Source organism: Sinorhizobium arboris LMG 14919 (genome assembly GCF_000427465.1).
GTDB lineage: Bacteria > Pseudomonadota > Alphaproteobacteria > Rhizobiales > Rhizobiaceae > Sinorhizobium > Sinorhizobium arboris.
Genome location: NZ_ATYB01000014.1, coordinates 2348207 through 2365464, shown reverse-complemented (window position 1 = coordinate 2365464; position 17258 = coordinate 2348207). Strand labels below are relative to the sequence as shown.

19 protein-coding genes are annotated in these 17258 nt (G+C 63.6%); 11 read left to right on the top strand and 8 right to left on the bottom strand.

Annotation, left to right across the window (positions count from 1 at the left end):
* Position 1 precedes the first annotated feature (1 nt).
* From SINAR_RS0122805 to SINAR_RS0122780, 6 genes are all read left to right on the top strand, one after another.
* Positions 2–832 carry a carbohydrate ABC transporter permease gene (locus SINAR_RS0122805; RefSeq protein WP_028001225.1) on the top strand — a complete coding sequence of 277 codons (831 nt, stop codon included), beginning with the start codon at positions 2–4 and terminating at the stop codon, positions 830–832.
* A 30-nt stretch (positions 833–862) separates the two neighbouring features.
* On the top strand, positions 863–1864 hold the full coding sequence (locus SINAR_RS0122800; RefSeq protein ID WP_028001224.1) for an ABC transporter ATP-binding protein: 1002 nt from the start codon (positions 863–865) through the stop codon (positions 1862–1864).
* Positions 1861–2634, top strand: a complete 774-nt coding sequence (locus SINAR_RS0122795) for an L-iditol 2-dehydrogenase (protein WP_028001223.1) — start codon at positions 1861–1863, stop codon at positions 2632–2634. Before SINAR_RS0122800 ends, SINAR_RS0122795 begins: the two co-directional genes overlap by 4 nt.
* 26 nt (positions 2635–2660) lie before the next feature.
* Positions 2661–4145 carry a mannitol dehydrogenase family protein gene (locus SINAR_RS0122790; protein ID WP_028001222.1) on the top strand — a complete coding sequence of 495 codons (1485 nt, stop codon included), beginning with the start codon at positions 2661–2663 and terminating at the stop codon, positions 4143–4145.
* A gap of 2 nt (positions 4146–4147) precedes the next feature.
* Complete coding sequence (locus SINAR_RS0122785) at positions 4148–4816, top strand: HAD family hydrolase (protein ID WP_028001221.1); 669 nt, start codon at positions 4148–4150, stop codon at positions 4814–4816.
* 84 nt (positions 4817–4900) lie between these two features.
* Positions 4901–6484, top strand: coding sequence for an FGGY-family carbohydrate kinase (locus SINAR_RS0122780; protein ID WP_028001220.1), 1584 nt, complete (start codon positions 4901–4903; stop codon positions 6482–6484).
* Between the two features lie 328 nt (positions 6485–6812).
* Here SINAR_RS0122780 and rsiB1 read toward each other — a convergent pair whose 3' ends face one another.
* Complete coding sequence (rsiB1, locus tag SINAR_RS0122775; protein WP_028001219.1) at positions 6813–7607, bottom strand: PhyR-type response regulator RsiB1; 795 nt, start codon at positions 7605–7607, stop codon at positions 6813–6815.
* A gap of 164 nt (positions 7608–7771) precedes the next feature.
* On the opposite strand from rsiB1, the gene rsiA1 reads away from it, so the two are divergent.
* The 3 genes from rsiA1 (at position 7772) to SINAR_RS0122760 (ending at position 10318) form a co-directional block, all read left to right on the top strand.
* Complete coding sequence (gene rsiA1 / locus SINAR_RS1000000135690) at positions 7772–7939, top strand: anti-sigma factor RsiA1 (RefSeq protein ID WP_084617603.1); 168 nt, start codon at positions 7772–7774, stop codon at positions 7937–7939.
* Positions 7940–7946: 7 nt separating this feature from the next.
* Positions 7947–8501 carry an RNA polymerase sigma factor gene (locus tag SINAR_RS0122765; protein WP_028001218.1) on the top strand — a complete coding sequence of 185 codons (555 nt, stop codon included), beginning with the start codon at positions 7947–7949 and terminating at the stop codon, positions 8499–8501.
* Positions 8502–8812: 311 nt separating this feature from the next.
* Positions 8813–10318: a sensor histidine kinase gene (locus tag SINAR_RS0122760; RefSeq protein WP_028001217.1), complete on the top strand. Its 1506-nt coding sequence runs from the start codon at positions 8813–8815 to the stop codon at positions 10316–10318.
* 85 nt (positions 10319–10403) lie between these two features.
* Here SINAR_RS0122760 and SINAR_RS0122755 read toward each other — a convergent pair whose 3' ends face one another.
* The 7 genes from SINAR_RS0122755 to hemP form a co-directional block, all read right to left on the bottom strand.
* The gene (locus SINAR_RS0122755) at positions 10404–10835 is read right to left on the bottom strand and encodes a hypothetical protein (RefSeq protein ID WP_028001216.1); all 432 of its coding nucleotides are present in this window, start codon (positions 10833–10835) and stop codon (positions 10404–10406) included.
* A gap of 47 nt (positions 10836–10882) precedes the next feature.
* Positions 10883–11245: an ElaB/YgaM/YqjD family protein gene (locus SINAR_RS0122750; RefSeq protein WP_028001215.1), complete on the bottom strand. Its 363-nt coding sequence runs from the start codon at positions 11243–11245 to the stop codon at positions 10883–10885.
* Positions 11246–11460: 215 nt separating this feature from the next.
* Positions 11461–12249, bottom strand: a complete 789-nt coding sequence (locus SINAR_RS0122745; RefSeq protein ID WP_028001214.1) for a heme ABC transporter ATP-binding protein — start codon at positions 12247–12249, stop codon at positions 11461–11463.
* Between the two features lie 8 nt (positions 12250–12257).
* Positions 12258–13376, bottom strand: coding sequence for a FecCD family ABC transporter permease (locus tag SINAR_RS0122740; protein WP_028001213.1), 1119 nt, complete (start codon positions 13374–13376; stop codon positions 12258–12260).
* Complete coding sequence (locus tag SINAR_RS0122735; RefSeq protein WP_028001212.1) at positions 13363–14313, bottom strand: heme/hemin ABC transporter substrate-binding protein; 951 nt, start codon at positions 14311–14313, stop codon at positions 13363–13365. Before SINAR_RS0122735 ends, SINAR_RS0122740 begins: the two co-directional genes overlap by 14 nt.
* A 58-nt stretch (positions 14314–14371) precedes the next feature.
* Positions 14372–15433 carry a hemin-degrading factor gene (locus SINAR_RS0122730; protein ID WP_028001211.1) on the bottom strand — a complete coding sequence of 354 codons (1062 nt, stop codon included), beginning with the start codon at positions 15431–15433 and terminating at the stop codon, positions 14372–14374.
* Positions 15434–15443: 10 nt separating this feature from the next.
* Complete coding sequence (gene hemP, locus SINAR_RS01000000133800; protein ID WP_028001210.1) at positions 15444–15572, bottom strand: hemin uptake protein HemP; 129 nt, start codon at positions 15570–15572, stop codon at positions 15444–15446.
* A 240-nt stretch (positions 15573–15812) separates the two neighbouring features.
* Here hemP and SINAR_RS0122720 point away from each other — a divergent pair, with 240 nt between their 5' ends.
* Positions 15813–16247 carry a hypothetical protein gene (locus SINAR_RS0122720; RefSeq protein ID WP_028001209.1) on the top strand — a complete coding sequence of 145 codons (435 nt, stop codon included), beginning with the start codon at positions 15813–15815 and terminating at the stop codon, positions 16245–16247.
* A 38-nt stretch (positions 16248–16285) separates the two neighbouring features.
* Positions 16286–17176 carry an energy transducer TonB family protein gene (locus SINAR_RS0122715; RefSeq protein ID WP_028001208.1) on the top strand — a complete coding sequence of 297 codons (891 nt, stop codon included), beginning with the start codon at positions 16286–16288 and terminating at the stop codon, positions 17174–17176.
* Positions 17177–17258 lie beyond the last annotated feature (82 nt).

The window sequence follows — 17258 nt, the reverse complement described above, 5'->3', positions numbered from 1 at the left end:
CATGGCACGCAGTGTCTCTACCGGGCGCAAGCTCATCACGACTGTCGTGGCCTGGACGATCGGAATCCTGATCTTCTTTCCGATCCTCTGGACCTTCCTGACGAGCTTCAAGACGGAAGCCCAAGCGATCGCCTCGCCGCCGGTCTTCCTCTTCTTCGACTGGACGACCGAGAACTATTCCGAGGTGCAGAGCCGGTCGAATTATCTGAAACACTTCATGAATTCGGTGGTCGTTTCCTTCGGCTCGACCCTGCTCGGCCTGCTGATTGCGATCCCGTCGGCCTGGGCGATGGCGTTCTCGCCGACGAAGCGCACCAAGGATGTGCTGATGTGGATGCTTTCCACCAAGATGATGCCGCCGGTCGGCGTGCTGGTGCCGATGTATCTGATATTCCGCAACTGGGGCCTGCTCGACACGCGAACGGGGCTGGTGATCGTGCTGACGCTGATCAACCTGCCGATCATCATCTGGATGCTCTACACCTACTTCAAGGAGATCCCGGGCGAAATCCTCGAAGCGGCGCGCATGGACGGCGCATCGCTTTCCAAGGAAATCGTCTATGTGCTGACGCCAATGGCGATCCCCGGCATAGCCTCGACACTGCTGCTCAACATCATTCTTGCCTGGAACGAAGCGTTCTGGACCTTGAACCTGAGCGCTGCGAAAGCCGCGCCTCTCACCGCGTTCATCGCCTCCTATTCGAGCCCGGAGGGCCTCTTCTACGCAAAGCTGTCGGCGGCCTCGACGATGGCGATCGCGCCCATCCTCATTCTCGGCTGGTTCTCGCAAAAACAGCTCGTACGCGGCCTCACTTTCGGCGCAGTCAAATAAGGGCGACGCGGTTCAAATAAGGGTAAGACCATGGGAAGCATCACTCTCAAGAACGTATCGAAGGTCTTCGGCGCCCACGCCGTCATCCCTTCGATAGATCTCGATATCACCGACGGTGAGTTCGTCGTCTTCGTCGGCCCCTCGGGTTGCGGCAAGTCGACGCTTCTGAGGCTGATCGCCGGACTGGAGGATGTCAGCGACGGCGAGATCGTCATCGACGGCCGGAACGCCACCGAACTGCCGCCGGCAAAGCGCGGTCTTTCGATGGTGTTCCAGTCCTACGCGCTCTATCCGCATATGAGCGTGCGCTCCAACATCGCCTTTCCGCTGAAGATGGCGGGCGAGGACAAGGCCACCATCGACAGGAAGGTCGAGGACGCGGCGCGCGTCCTGAACCTCACCGATTATCTTGACCGCAAGCCCCGCCAGCTTTCCGGCGGCCAGCGCCAGCGCGTCGCGATCGGCCGGGCGATCGTCCGCCAGCCGGAAGCCTTCCTTTTCGACGAGCCGTTGTCGAACCTCGACGCCGCGCTGCGGGTCAACATGCGTCTGGAGATCAGCCAGCTTCACCAGCAACTGAAGACGACGATGGTCTACGTGACGCACGATCAGGTGGAGGCCATGACCATGGCCGACAAGATCGTCGTGCTCAACCGCGGCCGCATCGAGCAGGTGGGGTCGCCCCTCGACCTCTACCGCAGGCCGGACAATCTCTTCGTCGCCGGTTTCATCGGTTCGCCCAAGATGAACTTCATCTCCGGCGCGCCGGCCGCGGGCTATCAAGCCCATACGATCGGCATCCGCCCGGAGCATATCGCGCTTTCCAAGGACAAGGGCACGTGGCGGGGCACGGTGGGCGTGGCCGAACATCTCGGTTCGGACACATTCCTGCACGTGAATGCCGACGGCATCGGCACTTTGACGGCACGCGTCGGCGGCGATTTCGCCGTCACCCATGGCGACCAGGTCTATCTGACGCCGGATCCCGAGCGCCTCCACAGGTTCGATGAAAAGGGAATGGCAATTCGATGAAACGTCTCGAAGGAAAGAGCGCGCTGATCACCGGATCGGCGCGGGGTATCGGCCGCGCTTTCGCGGAGGCCTACGTGCGCGAGGGCGCCACAGTCGCGATCGCGGACATCAACATAGAACGTGCGAGGCAGGCGGCGGCCGAGATCGGGTCGGCCGCCTACGCGGTCGAAATGGACGTGACCCGGCAGGACTCCATCGACGCCGCGATCGCCGCGACCGTCGAACATGCGGGCGGGCTCGACATCCTCGTCAACAATGCGGCGCTCTTCGACCTCGCGCCGATCGTAGAGATCACCCGCGAGAGCTATGAAAGACTGTTCTCGATCAATGTCTCCGGCACGCTCTTCACGCTGCAGGCGGCGGCAAGACAGATGATCGCGCAGGGCAGGGGCGGCAAGATCATCAACATGGCGAGCCAGGCCGGCCGGCGGGGAGAGGCTCTGGTGGCGATCTATTGCGCCACCAAGGCCGCAGTCATCAGCCTCACCCAGTCCGCCGGCCTCGATCTCATCAAGCACCGCATCAACGTCAACGCCATTGCTCCCGGTGTCGTTGACGGCGAGCACTGGGACGGTGTCGACGCGCTTTTCGCCAAATACGAAAACCGTCCGCGCGGCGAGAAGAAGCGGTTGGTCGGGGAGGCCGTTCCCTATGGGCGCATGGGCACCGCAGAGGACCTGACCGGCATGGCGATTTTTCTCGCCTCGGCGGAAAGCGACTACATCGTCGCGCAGACCTATAACGTCGACGGCGGCAACTGGATGAGCTGAGGCTCGTGCGCGAAAGGATTGAAAGCATGGCGACCAAACTCTCCCTGGCCACGCTCGATGCAGTCAAAGCCCGGGCCGGCGTTCCGAACTACGGTCGCCATGATCTTCGGGCCGGCATTGTCCACTTCGGCGTCGGCAATTTCCACCGCGCGCATCAGGCGGTCTATCTCGACGATCTTTTCAATCTGGGACGCGACCGCGATTGGGCGATCATCGGCGCGGGTGTCCTGCCATCGGACAAGGTCATGCGCGACAAGCTCGAGGCGCAGGACTTCCTGACCACGGTGGTCGAGCAGGACAACAACCGCACGGGCGCGCATGTCACGGGCGCCATGATCGCCTATCTCGAGCCGGGCGACACGCCGGCGATCGTGGCGCAGCTCGCAAGTCCGCTCATTCGCATCGTGTCGCTGACGATCACGGAAGGCGGTTATTTCATCGATCCGGCGTCCGGCGTCTTCAACCCGGCGCATCCGGCGATCGTGGAGGATGCGCAGAGCCCGACGGAGCCGAAAACCGTCTTCGGTCTGATCCTCGCAGGGCTCGCCGAACGCCGCGCCAAGGGTATTCCGCCGTTCACGATCATGTCCTGCGACAATATTCCTGGAAATGGCGAGGTCACCCACGCTGCTGTATCCGGCCTGGCGCGCCTTTCCGATCCAGGCTTTGCGGATTGGATCGATGCTAATGTCGCTTTTCCCAACGGCATGGTCGACCGCATCACGCCGGCGACCGGCACCCGGGAGATCGGGATCGTCGCCTCGGAATACGGCATCGACGATGCCTGGCCGGTTTTCTGCGAGGAGTTCAAGCAGTGGGTGCTGGAGGACCATTTTCCGCAAGGCCGCCCGGCACTCGAAGAGGTGGGCGTGCAATTCGTGCCCGATGTGGCGCCGTACGAGCACATGAAAATCCGCATTCTCAACGGCGGCCATGCGGCGATCGCCTATCCGGCGGCGCTGCTCGACATCCATTTCGTTCATGAGGCGATGGAAGAGCCGCTGATCCGCGCCTTCCTCGCGAAGCTGGAGCATGACGAGATCATCCCGGTGATCCCACCCGTTCCGAATACCGACCTGAAGGACTATTACAGGCTCATCGAGACGCGTTTCTCCAATCCGAAGATCGGCGACACGGTCGCGCGGCTGGCGCAGGACGGCTCCAACCGGCAGCCAAAATTCATCCTGCCGTCGGCGGCCGACCGCCTGCGCCGCGGCGAGGACGTCGTCGGGCTGTCGCTGGTCTCGGCGCTGTGGTGCCGCTATTTCGCCGGCAAGTCCGACAGCGGCAAGGAGATCGTCTTCAACGACGCGAACGCCGACCGGCTGCATGCCGCCGCGCTTGCGGCAAAGGACGATCCGGCGGCTTTCCTCGCGCTTTCCGACATTTTCGGCGACGTCGCGCAATCCGATCTTTTCCGGCGCCGTTTCGCCCATGCCTTGCACACGCTTTGGGAAAAAGGTACGCGCGCCACGCTCCAGCTTTATCTGGACGGAAACCTCGAGGAATGACGATGGCGGGGCACGCCTCCAGGCTGGTGATTTTCGATTGCGACGGCGTATTGGTGGACAGCGAGCCGATTTCGCTCGGGGTCCTCGTCGACGCGCTCGCGGCTGCAGGCGTTTCGATGACGGCCGAGGAAGCGAGCGAGCGCTTTCTCGGCCGAAGCTTGAAGACCATGTCGGCGATCCTGCATGAAGAACACGGGCTCGCGACCGACGAGGTCTTTCTCGAGGGCATGCGGACCCGGCTCTATGCGCGTTTCCGCGAGGAGCTGAGGCCGGTCGCCGGCATACGCGAGGCGGTGGAACGGCTGGGAACCACCCATTGCGTGGCTTCCTCGAGCCAGCCTGAACGCATCCGCCTTTCGCTGACGGTGACGGGACTCATCGATCTGTTCGAGCCGAATATCTTCAGCGCCAGCATGGTTGCGCGCGGCAAGCCGGCGCCCGACCTGTTTCTGCATGCAAGCGCACAGATGGGTTTCGACCCGTCCGATTGCATCGTCATAGAGGACAGCCCGGCCGGCATCGAAGCGGCAAAGGCCGCGGGCATGCGCGTCTTCGCCTTCGCGGGGGGCAGCCACGCACGAAACGACCGTCACCGGCAGGCGCTCGCCAGGCTCGATCCCGACGTGCTGTTTGACGATATGGCCGAATTGATACAGTTTGTCCGGCAATAGGGACGGCAGGATGGGGCGGTTTTTCGGCCGCGCCGTCTTCGCGGCGAAAATCCATCATTGTTCTCGGGACGGGGGCATCCATTGATGCGCGAATATGTCGTGGCGGTCGATATCGGAACCGGCAGCGCCCGCGCCGGCATTTTCGACCGGCGGGGTGGGCTGCTGGCGCGGGCCGATCGGGCGATTGCGATGAACCGTCCGGAGGAAAATCACGCGGAACACGATTCCGAAGACATCTGGGCTGCCGTCTGCGGCGCGGTCAGGGCGGCGCGCGAAAACGCGGCAGTGCCGGCGGCGAGCATCGCGGCGATCGGTTTCGATGCCACCTGCTCGCTCGTCGTGCGCGATCGCGACGGCGCGCCGCTCTCGGTCAACCGCCAGGGAGAGGCGCGCTGGGACACCATCGTCTGGCTCGACCACAGGGGGTTGGCGGAAGCCGACTTCTGTACGGCGACCAAGCATCCCGTTCTCGACCATTCGGGGCGCGTGATGTCGCCCGAGATGGAAATGCCGAAGCTGATGTGGTTGAAGCGCAACCTTCCGCAGCAATGGGAGCGGGCCGGGTATTTCTTCGATCTCGCGGACTACATGTCGTGGCGGGCGACCGGAAGTACGGCCCGCTCGCGCTGTACGCTAACGGCAAAATGGAACTATCTCGCTCACGAGGAATGCGGCTGGCAGCAGGATTACCTGGAGCAGATCGGCCTCGAGGACCTCCTGGAGCGTGGCGGCCTGCCCGAGAAGACGCAACCGGTGGAGCGCGGCGTCGGGCATCTGACCGCTCGCGCGGCGGAGGAGCTCGGACTCGACACCGAGTGCCAGGTCGCGCCGGGGCTGATCGATGCCTATGCCGGGGCGCTCGGCGTGCTCGGCGGCTTTGCGGACGACCCGGCGAAGCTGGAGCGCCAGCTGGCACTTATCGGCGGAACCTCGAGCTGCATCGTCGCTTTCTCGAAAGACATGAAGCCGGGTTTTGGCATGTGGGGGCCCTATTTCGAGGCCGTGCTGCCCGGGCTTTGGCTCATCGAGGGAGGCCAGTCTGCGACCGGGGCGCTGCTCGACCACATCGTGCGGCTGCATGGAGGCGGATTGCCGCCGACGACCGAAACCCACGCGACGATAATCGCTCGCATACAGGAGATGCGTGCGCTTCATGGGGCTGACTTTGCCCACCGTCTTCACGTGCTGCCGGATTTCCACGGCAATCGTTCGCCGCTTGCCGATCCGCATGCGCTCGGCGTCATCAGCGGACTGGCGCTCGACTCCTCCTTCGATGCGCTGTGCCGGCTGTATTGGCGCACTTGCGTCGCGATCGCGCTCGGAATTCGTCATATCCTGGAGATGATGAAGGAAGCGGGCTACGAACTGGACACGCTGCACGTGACCGGCGGGCATGTTCGCAACCCCCTGCTGATGGAGCTCTATTGCGACGTCAGCGGGTGCCGGGTGATAGCACCCCAGGCGCCCGATGCCGTCCTCCTCGGCACGGCAATGACGGCGGCCGTCGCCGGCAGGCTCTACCCGGACCTCGCCAGCGCCGGACCTGCGATGTCGTCGATTGGAACGGAACGACTCCCCGATCCGGCGCTGCGTCATGTCTACGACCGGGACTACCGGCGGTTTCTCGCGCTCTATCGGCATCGCGAAGAGCTGGAGTCGATGGAGTGAGGTGAGGCGCCCGAAGAGGCGAAGCCGTCCGGCTTGGCATGAATTTTCGGCGGAACCTTTTTTCGACTCGCGCATTATTGGCGATAACCGGACGGTGACGCACATCGCCCCCAATGTGACGTCGGAGGCATACCGCCGGTTGCCAACTCACATCCCCCCTCAGTGAGTTGCGAAAGCTCAGCCAGTGCCCTTCCCTCGGCACTGGCTGTTTTGCTTCGGGAGCATGTCACCGGAATCCGTCGGCCCAAATCCTTGGGCTGAAAGACTCTTCCGCGCCGCAGGCGCGGCGCTGATGGGTCCCCTTGGGGCGAGGGGGCCTGATCTCGACTCAGGCCGCGGCTTTCGTCGTTTCGTTGAAGAACAGCGCCTGGCTGATCAGAGCCTTCACCATTTCCGGGTTGAAAGGCTTGGTGACGAGGAAGGTGGGCTCGGGACGCTCACCCGTCAGGAGACGCTCGGGGAAGGCAGTGATGAAAATCACCGGAACGGCAGCCGTCTGCAGGATTTCGTTGACCGCGTCGATCCCCGAGCTTCCGTCGGCGAGCTGAATATCCGCGAGCACCATGTTCGGCTTTGTCATCTCGTAGAGGGCGACGGCTTCGTCTTTGGTGCGTGCGATCCCGGTCACACGATGGCCGAGGCTTTCGACCATTTGCTCGATGTCGATCGCGATCAGCGGCTCGTCCTCGATGATCATGATATCGGTAGCAACCTGGCGGGAAATTTCCTGGGATGCGCGGTCGAGAAGCGCGGTCAGCCTTGCGGCATCCACATCGAGTACTTCAGCGGCTTCCTGTGGGCTGAACGCTTCGACCGATACGAGCAGGAACGCCTGGCGGGCGAGCGGCGAGACAGCCGCAAGATTGACGGAAGCGCGCTGTTCCCAGGCAAAGGGCGATACCGGCTCCGGTACGAGGACGGAGGAGGAGCCGAACATGGATGTGAAGAGACGGAACAACGCTACCCTGTCGCTGCTTGCTTCCGGAAAGATCGACGTATCCGCGATAAGTGCCTCAAGCACGGCCGCGACATAGGCGTCTCCAGAGGTCTGGGACCCGGTCAGAGCGCGGGAGTAGCGGCGTAGATAGGGAAGAAATGGAGCGATACGGGTGGACAATGTCATGCAGGAACTCCCTCAATCCATAGCGAAAAAAATACCGTTGCAAAAACGTCTCGTCGAAAAAAAGGTTCCGCCCCGGAACATTTCATTTTTTCGCGGCGTTATGGTGCAGGCGAACTTTCAAGGGCGACATTGCAACAATGAGATATACTACAGGGGCAGGGCGGATGATCGGCAAAAAACCGTCCTCCGACGATCCGAATGCGCAGATTGCGGTTAAGCTGAAGGCCCTCTATCAGTCGGTGCAAGAGGAAGCGATACCGGCACGCTTTCTCGATCTGCTTGAAAAGCTGGAAGCTGCGGAACAGCAATCGGCTATGCAGGGCAAGGAGTAAGCGCCGGATGTCATCCGAAAACCAAGAGTTCAAGCGTGAGATGCTTGCCGCGCTGCCGAGCTTGCGCGCCTTCGCGATGTCGCTGATCGGGCGGCACGACCGCGCGGACGATCTCGTCCAGGACACGATCATGAAGGCCTGGGCCAAGCAGGACCATTTCGAAATCGGCACCAATATGAAGGCGTGGCTTTTCACGATCTTGCGCAACGAGCTTTACAGCCAGATGCGCAAGCGTGGGCGCGAAGTACAGGACAGCGACGGCCATTTCACGGAGACGCTTGCCCACCATCCGGAGCAATACGGCTCGCTGGATCTGCAGGATTTCCGCCGGGCGCTCGACCAATTGCCGCCCGACCAACGCGAAGCGATCATTCTTGTGGGGGCCTCGGGTTTTTCTTACGAGGAAGCGGCCACGATCTGCGGCTGCGCGCTCGGCACGATCAAGAGCCGCGTCAACAGGGCGCGTCAGCGGCTGCAGGAAATTCTCCAGGTAAGGGGAGAAAACGACTACGGGCCGGACGAAACCTCCGCACCCATTACGTCGCGTGCGTTTGTTTCCTGATGCTTTGGTGCCCGCGGCCTACCGGAGGCGCAACGATCGCTGTAGCCTTGCTTTGCTGCATGTTTTTGTCCTTGAATCGGTTCCGATTCGAGGACACATGCAGTAGATCGTTGCCGGATTAACGTTCTCGCGGCGGGCGATTGCGGGAGTGGAATCGGTCATTGCGCCGACGCCGCGGCCAATCGGCGGAGCGTGGTCGCCATATTGCTTAAATTTGCTGTATGTTTTTCATCCTTAGACCGGCTCCGGTTGGGGAACATTCAGTGGAACCGGGTTTTCGGGTGCCTGCGCCAGTTTGGAGTTCAGGCCGGATGCGTGAGAAGACAGAGGCGATGCTTCCAGCGGTAGCGCAGGTGCTCGACGCGCCGGAGCGGCTCGGCGTCCTTCAGGCTGCCGTGCCGGACATGTCGATTCCCGACGAGGATTTCGACGGGCTGGCGCGGCTTGCCGCGAGCCTTTTCGACGCGCCTGTCGCTCTCGTCAGCCTGGTCGACCGCGAATGGCAATGGTTCAAGGCATCAATCGGAACGGCGGAAACGCGGTCGCACGTTCGGGAGTCCTTCTGCGTTCATACGATCGCAGGAGGCGATGGCGGCGCCTTTCTCGTGCTCGATGCCTCTCGTCATCCGGCATTCCGCCACCGGCGGGCGGTCGCCGGACCGCCATCCGTACGATTTTATGCGGGCGCGCCGATTGTTCTGGACGGCCAGGCGATCGGAACTGTCGCGGTTCTCGATGTCGTGCCCCGTTCCGAGGTCTCGGTCAAGCAGCAGGGCGAGCTCCAGCGTATCGCGGGTGTCGCCGCCTCGCTGTTCAGGCTGAAGGACGAGGCGCGCCGGCGTGCGCTCAAGGAGGCGGCGCTTTCCCGCGAGGAGCAACGGCTGGCCATGGCGCTCGACGCGGCTAATGTCGGCAGCTGGCTCTGGGACATTCGCGCCGGCACGGTTTCCGGCAACGGCGCAATGATGCGCATGTTCGGCCTACCGCCGGAACGCACGGTGGGTGCCAAGGCGATCTTCTCCGCTATTCATCCTGAGGATCGCATCCCGACGTTCTCGAAGCTCCGTCAGGCGATGGCTGCCAATGAGGAATATGACGGCATGTTCCGGATAGGCACGAACGGGCGGTGGCTGCTCGGCCGCGGCCGCGTGCACGACCGCGACAGCAAGGGCGCTCCCTTGAGCTTCCTCGGCATGACGATCGACGTCTCCGAGCAGCAGGCGTCGGCGAACCGCATGAGGTTGTTGCTGAAGGAGCTGAACCACCGGGTCAAGAACACGCTTGCAATGCTCCAGTCGCTCGCCCGCCAAACGCTTCGCCAGACGAGCGACCCCGCCGAATTCATGACTGCATTTGCCGGCCGGCTCCAGGCGATCTCCGAGGCGCATGGCCTCCTTTCCGATTACGAATGGGGCACGATCCACCTTTCGGAACTGATTTCGAAACAGCTGCTGCCCTATGTCAGCGACTATTCGCAGCAGGTCGAGCTGCACAAGGACGAGATCCTGCTGGGTCCCGACCAGGCGGTCGGGCTTGGACTGGTGCTGCACGAACTGGCGACCAATGCCGTAAAATACGGCGCGCTCTCGGTGCCGTCGGGGAAGATCGTTCTGACCGCGCGCCGCGTGGTCGAGGACGGCGAATCCGTGCTGCATCTGACCTGGACCGAAGTGGGCGGACCTCCCATTCGCGAGCCGCGCCGCCGCGGTTTCGGCTCGATCCTGATCGAACGCAGCCTCGACAAGATCATTGGCAGTTCGGTGAAAGTCGAATATCTGCCGGCCGGCGTCACGGCGCTGATCCGGCTGCCGCTTTGATTAGAGTCTGTGTGAACCGCCTCAACCGCCTGCCGACACCTCCACCCCGCAAGCGGGGCGAAGGGCTATGCTGCCAGTTCCAAGCCTAGCGATCGTCGCCGCGTCTGCGGCCTCGGCCGAGGCCGAGCAGGGCGCCGACCGCGATAGCCGTCGCGACGCCCAGAAGCGGCTGTTTGCGCAGGATGCTCGTCACCGCAACGAGCGCGAGATTCGTCCGCATCGCTGAGCGGCGCCGGCGTTCGTCGGCAAGCCGGCGGTCGCGGGCGTTCAGCCCGGCCATGATGCCGATGACGACCAGGGCGGTCACCACCAGGGCGGCGGTGACCGTCAGCGCGGCGGTGACCGGCGAATAGCGCGCTGAGAGCAGCAGGGCGATTGCGATCAGGGCGAAGACGTAGGCAGTGCCGAGAAGCACGGCGATGATGGCCCAGAGGACCGCATTGCGCTTATAGCGCGACGCCGCAGCGGCGGCGTCGAACGCAAGCAGGGCCGACAGGACAGTCCCGAGTGTCCCCATAAGGTAGCTCCCCTTCATACTCGGTCAACGCGATGCCTGATAGGTCCTCATCGGCGCAGCAAAGCGGCTGCGATGAGGCCGATGACGGCTGCGGTGCCGAGAGTCGCAAGAGGATGCTCGCGTATCGTCCGACGGACCTCCCTTTCGGTATCCGCATAGCGGCCGCGCAAGTCGGAAAGCATCTGCTCGCCGCTCTCCATCAGTGCGTGCAGGTCGGTTTCCGCCTGGTCACGGGCGCCGCGCGCCTTGGCCTTTGCGTCACGCGTAGCCGCAGCGCCTCGGTCGGCAATCAGCGCCATGAGCTGCGCGATGTCTTCGCGTATTTCGTTCAGCTGATCCTCTACCGACGGATCGATTGCGCTGCCGTTGCGCTTGCGGCTGCCCGAGCCTGAGAACATGCCTGTCGCCATTGTCTTCTCCCTCGCTGCTGTGCCGGCGCGAAACGGCCGGCATGTGATCGGTTCATGCGAATCGGCCGGCGAAGGCACACTCCCCGGCTCTTTTGTGCGCCCGATAGGACGCGCGGCATTCCAAGCGGCGCGATGTACACGCCGGCATTGTAGATCAACGCATGAGGGAGGAATTTGTTTCGGTAAATCCTGACGTTGCCGCGGTGAGCCCAGCTTCACATCGTGGCGGACTGCGGCAATACGAACGGGATATCGTGTGCCGGAGCTACGCTCACCCGCATCCGGCAGCCGAAGACCGCTTCCATGGTCTCGTCGGTCAGCACGTCTTTCGGTGCTCCGCGCGCCCGGATGCGGCCGGCTTTCATCATCACGATCTGATCGGCAAACATCGATGTCAGGTTGAGATCGTGCATGACTGCGACGACGCCGCCGCCGCCGGCGCAGAATTGGCGCGCAAGCCGCATGATCGTAAGCTGGTGGCGGATGTCGAGGCTTGATACAGGCTCATCGAGCAGCAGATAGCGCGGCTCGCCGTCCGCGACCGGGGCCGAGATCTGGCAGAGGACGCGTGCGAGCTGGACGCGCTGCTGCTCGCCCCCCGAGAGTTCCTGGTAGAAGCGTCCGGAAAACCCGGCAAGATCGACCGCCTCGAGCGCCTGGTCGGCAATCCGGTCGTGGGCGGAAGCTTTGCCGCCGTTGGCCATGAGGCCGAGGCGCACGATTTCCCTGACGGTGAACGGGAAGGAAATGACGGTCGACTGCGGCAGCACGCCGCGTTTCAGCGCAAGCTCCCATGGTTTCAGGCTGGCGATGTCGAGACCGTTGATGGTGATCTTGCCGGCCGAAGGCGTGAGCTCGCCCGAGATCGCCTTCAAGGTCGTGGTCTTTCCCGATCCGTTCGGGCCGACGATTGCCGTCATGGCTCCGGGGGCCGCATCGAGGGAAATGTTGTGCAGGACCTGCCTTCCGGCAAGGCGGACGGAAATGTCGGATGCTCTGATCATCGCCGTGCTCAAAGCCCCATGTTCGACCGGCCCCTGAGCAGCACCCAGAGAAAGAAGGGCGCACCCACGAAGGCGGTGATGATGCCGATCGGCAGTTCGGCCGGCGAAACGATCGTGCGGGCGAGCATGTCGGCGAAGATCAGCAGCGTGCCGCCGAGCAGGGCGGAGGCCGGCAGCAGGTAGCGATGATCCGGGCCGATGACCAGCCTCAGGAGGTGCGGAACAACGATGCCGACGAAGCCGATGCCGCCGCTGACGGCCACCGACGCGCCGGTGGCTCCGGCGACGCCCAGGATGGCGATGTTTTTCAGGCGCTGCACCGGAATGCCCATGTGGTAGGCGGCGGCTTCGCCGAGCGTGATGGCATTGAGCCCGCGCGCCAGGAAGGGCACGACCGCAAGCGAAGCCAGGATCAGGGGTCCGGCGGCCACGATCTTCGTCCAGTTGGCGCCGGCGAGCGATCCGAGACCCCAGAAGGTGAGATCGCGCAGCTGCTTGTCGTCAGCGATGAAGACGAGAACCCCCGTCACCGCACCGGCGAGCGCGCCCAGCGCAATGCCCGCAAGCAGCATCGTCGCGACCGAGGTCTGGCCGCCACGGGTCGCGATCCGATAGAGCAGCAGCGTGGTGGCAAGGCCTCCGAGGAAGGCGCCGAAGGGGAGGGCATAGAATCCCAGGACAGCGAACAGCGGACCAAAAGCGACGTCACCGAGCACGATCAGCAGCACCGCGCCGAGGCTTGCGCCGGACGAAACGCCGACAAGGCCCGGATCAGCCAGCGGGTTGCGGAAGAGGCCCTGCATCACCACGCCGGAAACGGCGAGCGATGCGCCGACCAGCATCCCGAGCACGGCACGCGGCAGGCGGATATCGAGGATGATGATGCGGTCGCGCGCGCTCATCGCCTGATCGGCATCGCCCGAGAGCCAGCGAAAAATATTGGCAAGCGAGGCATCCGCGGCGCCGGTCGTGATCGAGGCCATGAACGTCGCCGCCGCAAGCACTGCCAGCACGGCGATAAGGCAACGCGCCACTCCCGCCCGGTCTCCGCTGCGCCAGTCCCGGACGATCCGTGCGGCAAATGCGGGCCTGTGCACCCCGCCTTCCATGACCTCACTGCGAGGCATTGGTCTTCTTTCCGTAGATTGCGGCGTTCAGTTCGCGAACGGCGCCTGCCGTGCGGGGACCGAAGCCGAGCAGATGCAGTCCGTCCATGCGGATCAGTGCCTTGTTCTTGGCCGCCGGGGTCAGGCTGAGCGCCGGAAGCGCAAAGAGCTCGTCGGGGCCTGCACCGTGGCTTCCGCCACGGTTCATCATCAGGACCACGTCTGGCTTGGCCTCGATGATCGCTTCCTCCGTCAATGCCTTGTAGCCGGGGAAGGTGCCGACGGCGTTGACCGCTCCGGCAAGCTCGATGATGCCGGCGGCGGCGGTACCGGTGCCGGAAGCGAGAATCTTGCCTCCCTGGGTGCTCAGAATGAAGAGGACGCGCTTGCGCTCGCCTTCCGGGCGGGCGGCACTGTCGCCGACCGCGGCGGCGAGGTCCTTCTCCACGGATTGCGCGAGCGTTTCCGCCTTTTCCTTCACGCCGAGGAAAGCTCCGACCGCGCGGATCTTGTCCACGATGCCCTCCTTGTCATAGGTCTCGGGGACGCTGGTGAAGGGAATGTTGGCCTCCTTGAGCACAGCGAGCGCTTCCGGCGGGCCACTGCCCTCTACGGCCACGATCGCCGTCGGGTTGACGGCGATGATGCCTTCGGGCGCCAATTGCCGCATGTAGCCGACATCCGGCAGCCTGGTTGCCGCTTCCGGATAAGTGCTGGTGGAATCGCGGCCGACGAGGCGGTTCTCCTCGCCGAGCGCATAGATGATTTCGGTGATCGCGCCGCCGACCGAGACGACGCGGGAGACATCCGGCTGCTCGAGCACCTCGGCCATCGCCGGGCGCAGGAAAGGCGGGGCTCCCGGCGCAAGCCAGGGCAGCACGAAGGGCGCCGACAGCGCGAAGGCCGCGAGGGCCATTTCCCAACGCCGAAGACGGCGGATAGCGAAGCCGTTCATCATCACTTCCTTTGAATCTATGCGTGTCGCCCCGAAACCGCCGCCCGGTTGGGCGGCACCATCAGGCCGCGACGACGGCGTTCAGACGGGGCAGCCCCTCGACCAGGCTGCGCCATTCGGCTCTCTCCGAGGAACCTTCCTTACGCTTTCCGCAAAACTGGATGATCATCTCGCCCTTGGCGTCGAGCCCTTCGAGAGAGGTCACGTGTCCGTCCGCGGTCGGCTTGCGCACGGCCCAGAGCTCGGCGATGTGGTCGGTGCGCAGATGCAGATGGAAGGTCTCGTCCATCACGTTCAGCCACGGCCCCATCGTGCCGATCTTGACGACCGGACCGGAGTGAATCTGGATGACGCCGCGATTGCCGACGAAGCACATGATCGGCAGCGCCGTCTCTGCGGCACTGCGCATCATCATCTCGATGCAGGCCGTATCGAGCCGCCAGGCGAAGTCGTCGCCGATCGCGTGCAGCGCCCGGCGCCGTCCGATATTGAGCTTGCGCAACATGCCGGGGAACTGATGCGTGTCGGTGAGTTTCGACCAGCGGTCGCGCAGTTCCGCCGTGTCGACGGCGGCATCGACCGCATCGTCGGCTGCGGGCGCGCCGGCATCGGCGATGAAGTCCTGCGACTGGTCGTCCAGGCGAAGGTCTTCGACGATCTTCCCATAGGCGGCGAGGTTCGACTGGGGACGCAGATGAACCTTGTGGACGGCATTGCCCCACTTGTCGAAGAACTGCAGGCTGCGGCGAACCTCTCCTTTCGCATCCGTCTTGGTCACGGCGAAACCATGTGCCCAGTCGCCGGGAAAGATGCGCAGGTCGATTTCGGAACCGAGCACCAGAGCCGCGGCGTGCCCTTGCTTGATGTTCTCGTAGACGCCGACCTTTTCATGGACGGCGCTCTCGTTGCGCGTAAGCGCAAGGACTTCGCCCAATTCCTCGACGCGCTCGAGGAAGCGGCTGGCGCTGCTTTCGATCCGGACGGCGGTGAGGCCGCATTCGGCAGCGACGAGTGCTGCCTCCGGGATGCCGAGCTTGGCGGCGATGTCGCGTTCGCGCAGCTTCGGATTCTCGGCTCGGTAGGCGCGAATTTCGGCCGGGGTGGGGCGCATGCTCTCAGTCATCGTCATCTCACTATTTGTTCAGAATCAGCTTGCCCTGGCGGGTGATCTTCATCCGGTAGATCGCTCCGTCGTGGGAAATGAGAATCTCGTTGTGACCACGGAAAAGTTCGTGGCTCTCGACGATCCGCTGCGTCCGGATGACAGGCGCCGCCGTCTGCGGGGATCGTTGGCTCTCGGTGTCGTTCGGTGTCACGGTTTTGGCCAATTCGCGAGTCGGAGACGAGGCAATCACCTCGGGCTTTGCCTCGCCTATATTCCATTTAGTATCTTGACTTCATTACTCATATTTCTTTAAGGACGCAATACCGGAATGTTGCGGTCAAGTTAAAGGAGCGCGTGCAGGAACCTACCGGCGCGCCGGACAGCGAGTGGTGCTACGATGATCTATTTGTCCCGTTTTGCCGTTGCGGCCTCCGCCGTTCTCGTCACTGCAGGGGCGGCCGGAGCGCAGGATGCGGCCGAGCCCGCAGGCCTTTCGATCGAGCTCAACGAGATCGCGCCATCGGAAAAGGGCTGCAAGCTGACCTTCGTCGCCGGCAATGCGCTCGCTCAGTCGTTTTCGAAGGTTTCGTTCGAATTCGTCCTCTTCGACGATAAGGGGCTGGTCGAGCGGATGGCGGTGCTCGACTTCAGGGATCTTCCCGCGGGCAAGACGAAGGTCCGGCAGTTCGACCTGCCGGGCACGAAATGCGAGGCGGTGAAGAGCCTGCTGATCAACGATGCGCCGGCCTGCATTGGCGAAGGCATCGACAAGGGTGCATGCATGACGGGGCTGAAGACCGGTTCGAGATCGGCTGTGGAGCTCAAGGGCTGAGGCCCGCATCCTCAAATTGCCGGCGGAAGGCAAATAAGATGAAGCACATGGTGAAATGGGCGGCGGCGATCGGTCTCTCCCTGCTGGCTCATGCCGGCGGGGCGATGCTGCTGGCGCCCGAGCAGGAAAAGGAGGTGGCCCTCGTCGCTGGCGGTAGCACCGTGGAAGTTTCGCTGCTGGGCAACGCCTTCGAAGATACCGTTCAGGCGGGGACCCCTTCCGAGGTGATGGAGCCGACGGAAGAGACGCCCGAAGAATTGCAGCCGACCGAGGTCGAGCCGGCGGAAGAGGTGGTCGAAACGGTCGAAGCGGTGCCGAGCGAGCCGGTCTCGGCTGAATCGACCGAAACGACGCCGACGGAAGCCGACGTCATCGTCCCGTCCGAAGAGATGCCGGTGAGCCAGGCCGCTGAGGCCGAGGTCATCGCAAGCCTCGCTCCCGTCGAGACCGTCATTCCGGAACCGAGGCCGGAACCGAAGAAAGAGCCCCCGAAGAAAAAGGAGAAGGTCGTCCGCAAAAAGGCGGGAGAAGGCGGCACCAACGCGAAATCGCAGAACAAGGGCAAGGCCGACGGTGTGGAGAGTGCCAGGGCGAATGCTGCCAGCGGCGAAAGTCGCGGCGCTTCGCAGGAGATCGGCAACGCCGCCGTGTCGAACTATCCCGGCAAGGTAAGGAGAAAGCTTACCCGTGCCATCCGCTATCCGTCGGAGGCAAAGCGCCAGGGGCTGCGGGGCGTTGCCCATGTCAGTTTCACGGTGACATCAGGTGGCGGGGTTGCAAGGGTCGGCATAACGAAGAGTGCCGGTTCGCCCATCCTGGACCAGGCTGCACTGGATACTGTCCGGCGGGCGGCGCCTTTCCCTGCCATTCCCGCGGGTTCCGGCCGCGACAGATGGGATTTCAACATACCGGTGGCCTTTACGCGCTGAGTCCGGTTCTGCGGCGGCGCAGGCGGCTTGCAGCCGCCCCCCGGCGCCGCGTACAGGCCTGTGATCTGCCGCTGAAGCCGGC

What these genes read in the sequence shown, in the direction of transcription:
- SINAR_RS0122805 (WP_028001225.1), top strand. Translation starts at nt 2, where the DNA reads ATGGCACGCAGTGTCTCTACCGGGCGCAAGCTCATCACGACTGTCGTG.
- SINAR_RS0122800 (WP_028001224.1), top strand. Translation starts at nt 863, where the DNA reads ATGGGAAGCATCACTCTCAAGAACGTATCGAAGGTCTTCGGCGCCCAC.
- SINAR_RS0122795 (WP_028001223.1), top strand. Translation starts at nt 1,861, where the DNA reads ATGAAACGTCTCGAAGGAAAGAGCGCGCTGATCACCGGATCGGCGCGG.
- SINAR_RS0122790 (WP_028001222.1), top strand. Translation starts at nt 2,661, where the DNA reads ATGGCGACCAAACTCTCCCTGGCCACGCTCGATGCAGTCAAAGCCCGG.
- SINAR_RS0122785 (WP_028001221.1), top strand. Translation starts at nt 4,148, where the DNA reads ATGGCGGGGCACGCCTCCAGGCTGGTGATTTTCGATTGCGACGGCGTA.
- SINAR_RS0122780 (WP_028001220.1), top strand. Translation starts at nt 4,901, where the DNA reads ATGCGCGAATATGTCGTGGCGGTCGATATCGGAACCGGCAGCGCCCGC.
- rsiB1 (WP_028001219.1), bottom strand. Translation starts at nt 7,607, where the DNA reads ATGACATTGTCCACCCGTATCGCTCCATTTCTTCCCTATCTACGCCGC.
- rsiA1 (WP_084617603.1), top strand. Translation starts at nt 7,772, where the DNA reads ATGATCGGCAAAAAACCGTCCTCCGACGATCCGAATGCGCAGATTGCG.
- SINAR_RS0122765 (WP_028001218.1), top strand. Translation starts at nt 7,947, where the DNA reads ATGTCATCCGAAAACCAAGAGTTCAAGCGTGAGATGCTTGCCGCGCTG.
- SINAR_RS0122760 (WP_028001217.1), top strand. Translation starts at nt 8,813, where the DNA reads ATGCGTGAGAAGACAGAGGCGATGCTTCCAGCGGTAGCGCAGGTGCTC.
- SINAR_RS0122755 (WP_028001216.1), bottom strand. Translation starts at nt 10,835, where the DNA reads ATGGGGACACTCGGGACTGTCCTGTCGGCCCTGCTTGCGTTCGACGCC.
- SINAR_RS0122750 (WP_028001215.1), bottom strand. Translation starts at nt 11,245, where the DNA reads ATGGCGACAGGCATGTTCTCAGGCTCGGGCAGCCGCAAGCGCAACGGC.
- SINAR_RS0122745 (WP_028001214.1), bottom strand. Translation starts at nt 12,249, where the DNA reads ATGATCAGAGCATCCGACATTTCCGTCCGCCTTGCCGGAAGGCAGGTC.
- SINAR_RS0122740 (WP_028001213.1), bottom strand. Translation starts at nt 13,376, where the DNA reads ATGCCTCGCAGTGAGGTCATGGAAGGCGGGGTGCACAGGCCCGCATTT.
- SINAR_RS0122735 (WP_028001212.1), bottom strand. Translation starts at nt 14,313, where the DNA reads ATGATGAACGGCTTCGCTATCCGCCGTCTTCGGCGTTGGGAAATGGCC.
- SINAR_RS0122730 (WP_028001211.1), bottom strand. Translation starts at nt 15,433, where the DNA reads ATGACTGAGAGCATGCGCCCCACCCCGGCCGAAATTCGCGCCTACCGA.
- SINAR_RS0122720 (WP_028001209.1), top strand. Translation starts at nt 15,813, where the DNA reads ATGATCTATTTGTCCCGTTTTGCCGTTGCGGCCTCCGCCGTTCTCGTC.
- SINAR_RS0122715 (WP_028001208.1), top strand. Translation starts at nt 16,286, where the DNA reads ATGAAGCACATGGTGAAATGGGCGGCGGCGATCGGTCTCTCCCTGCTG.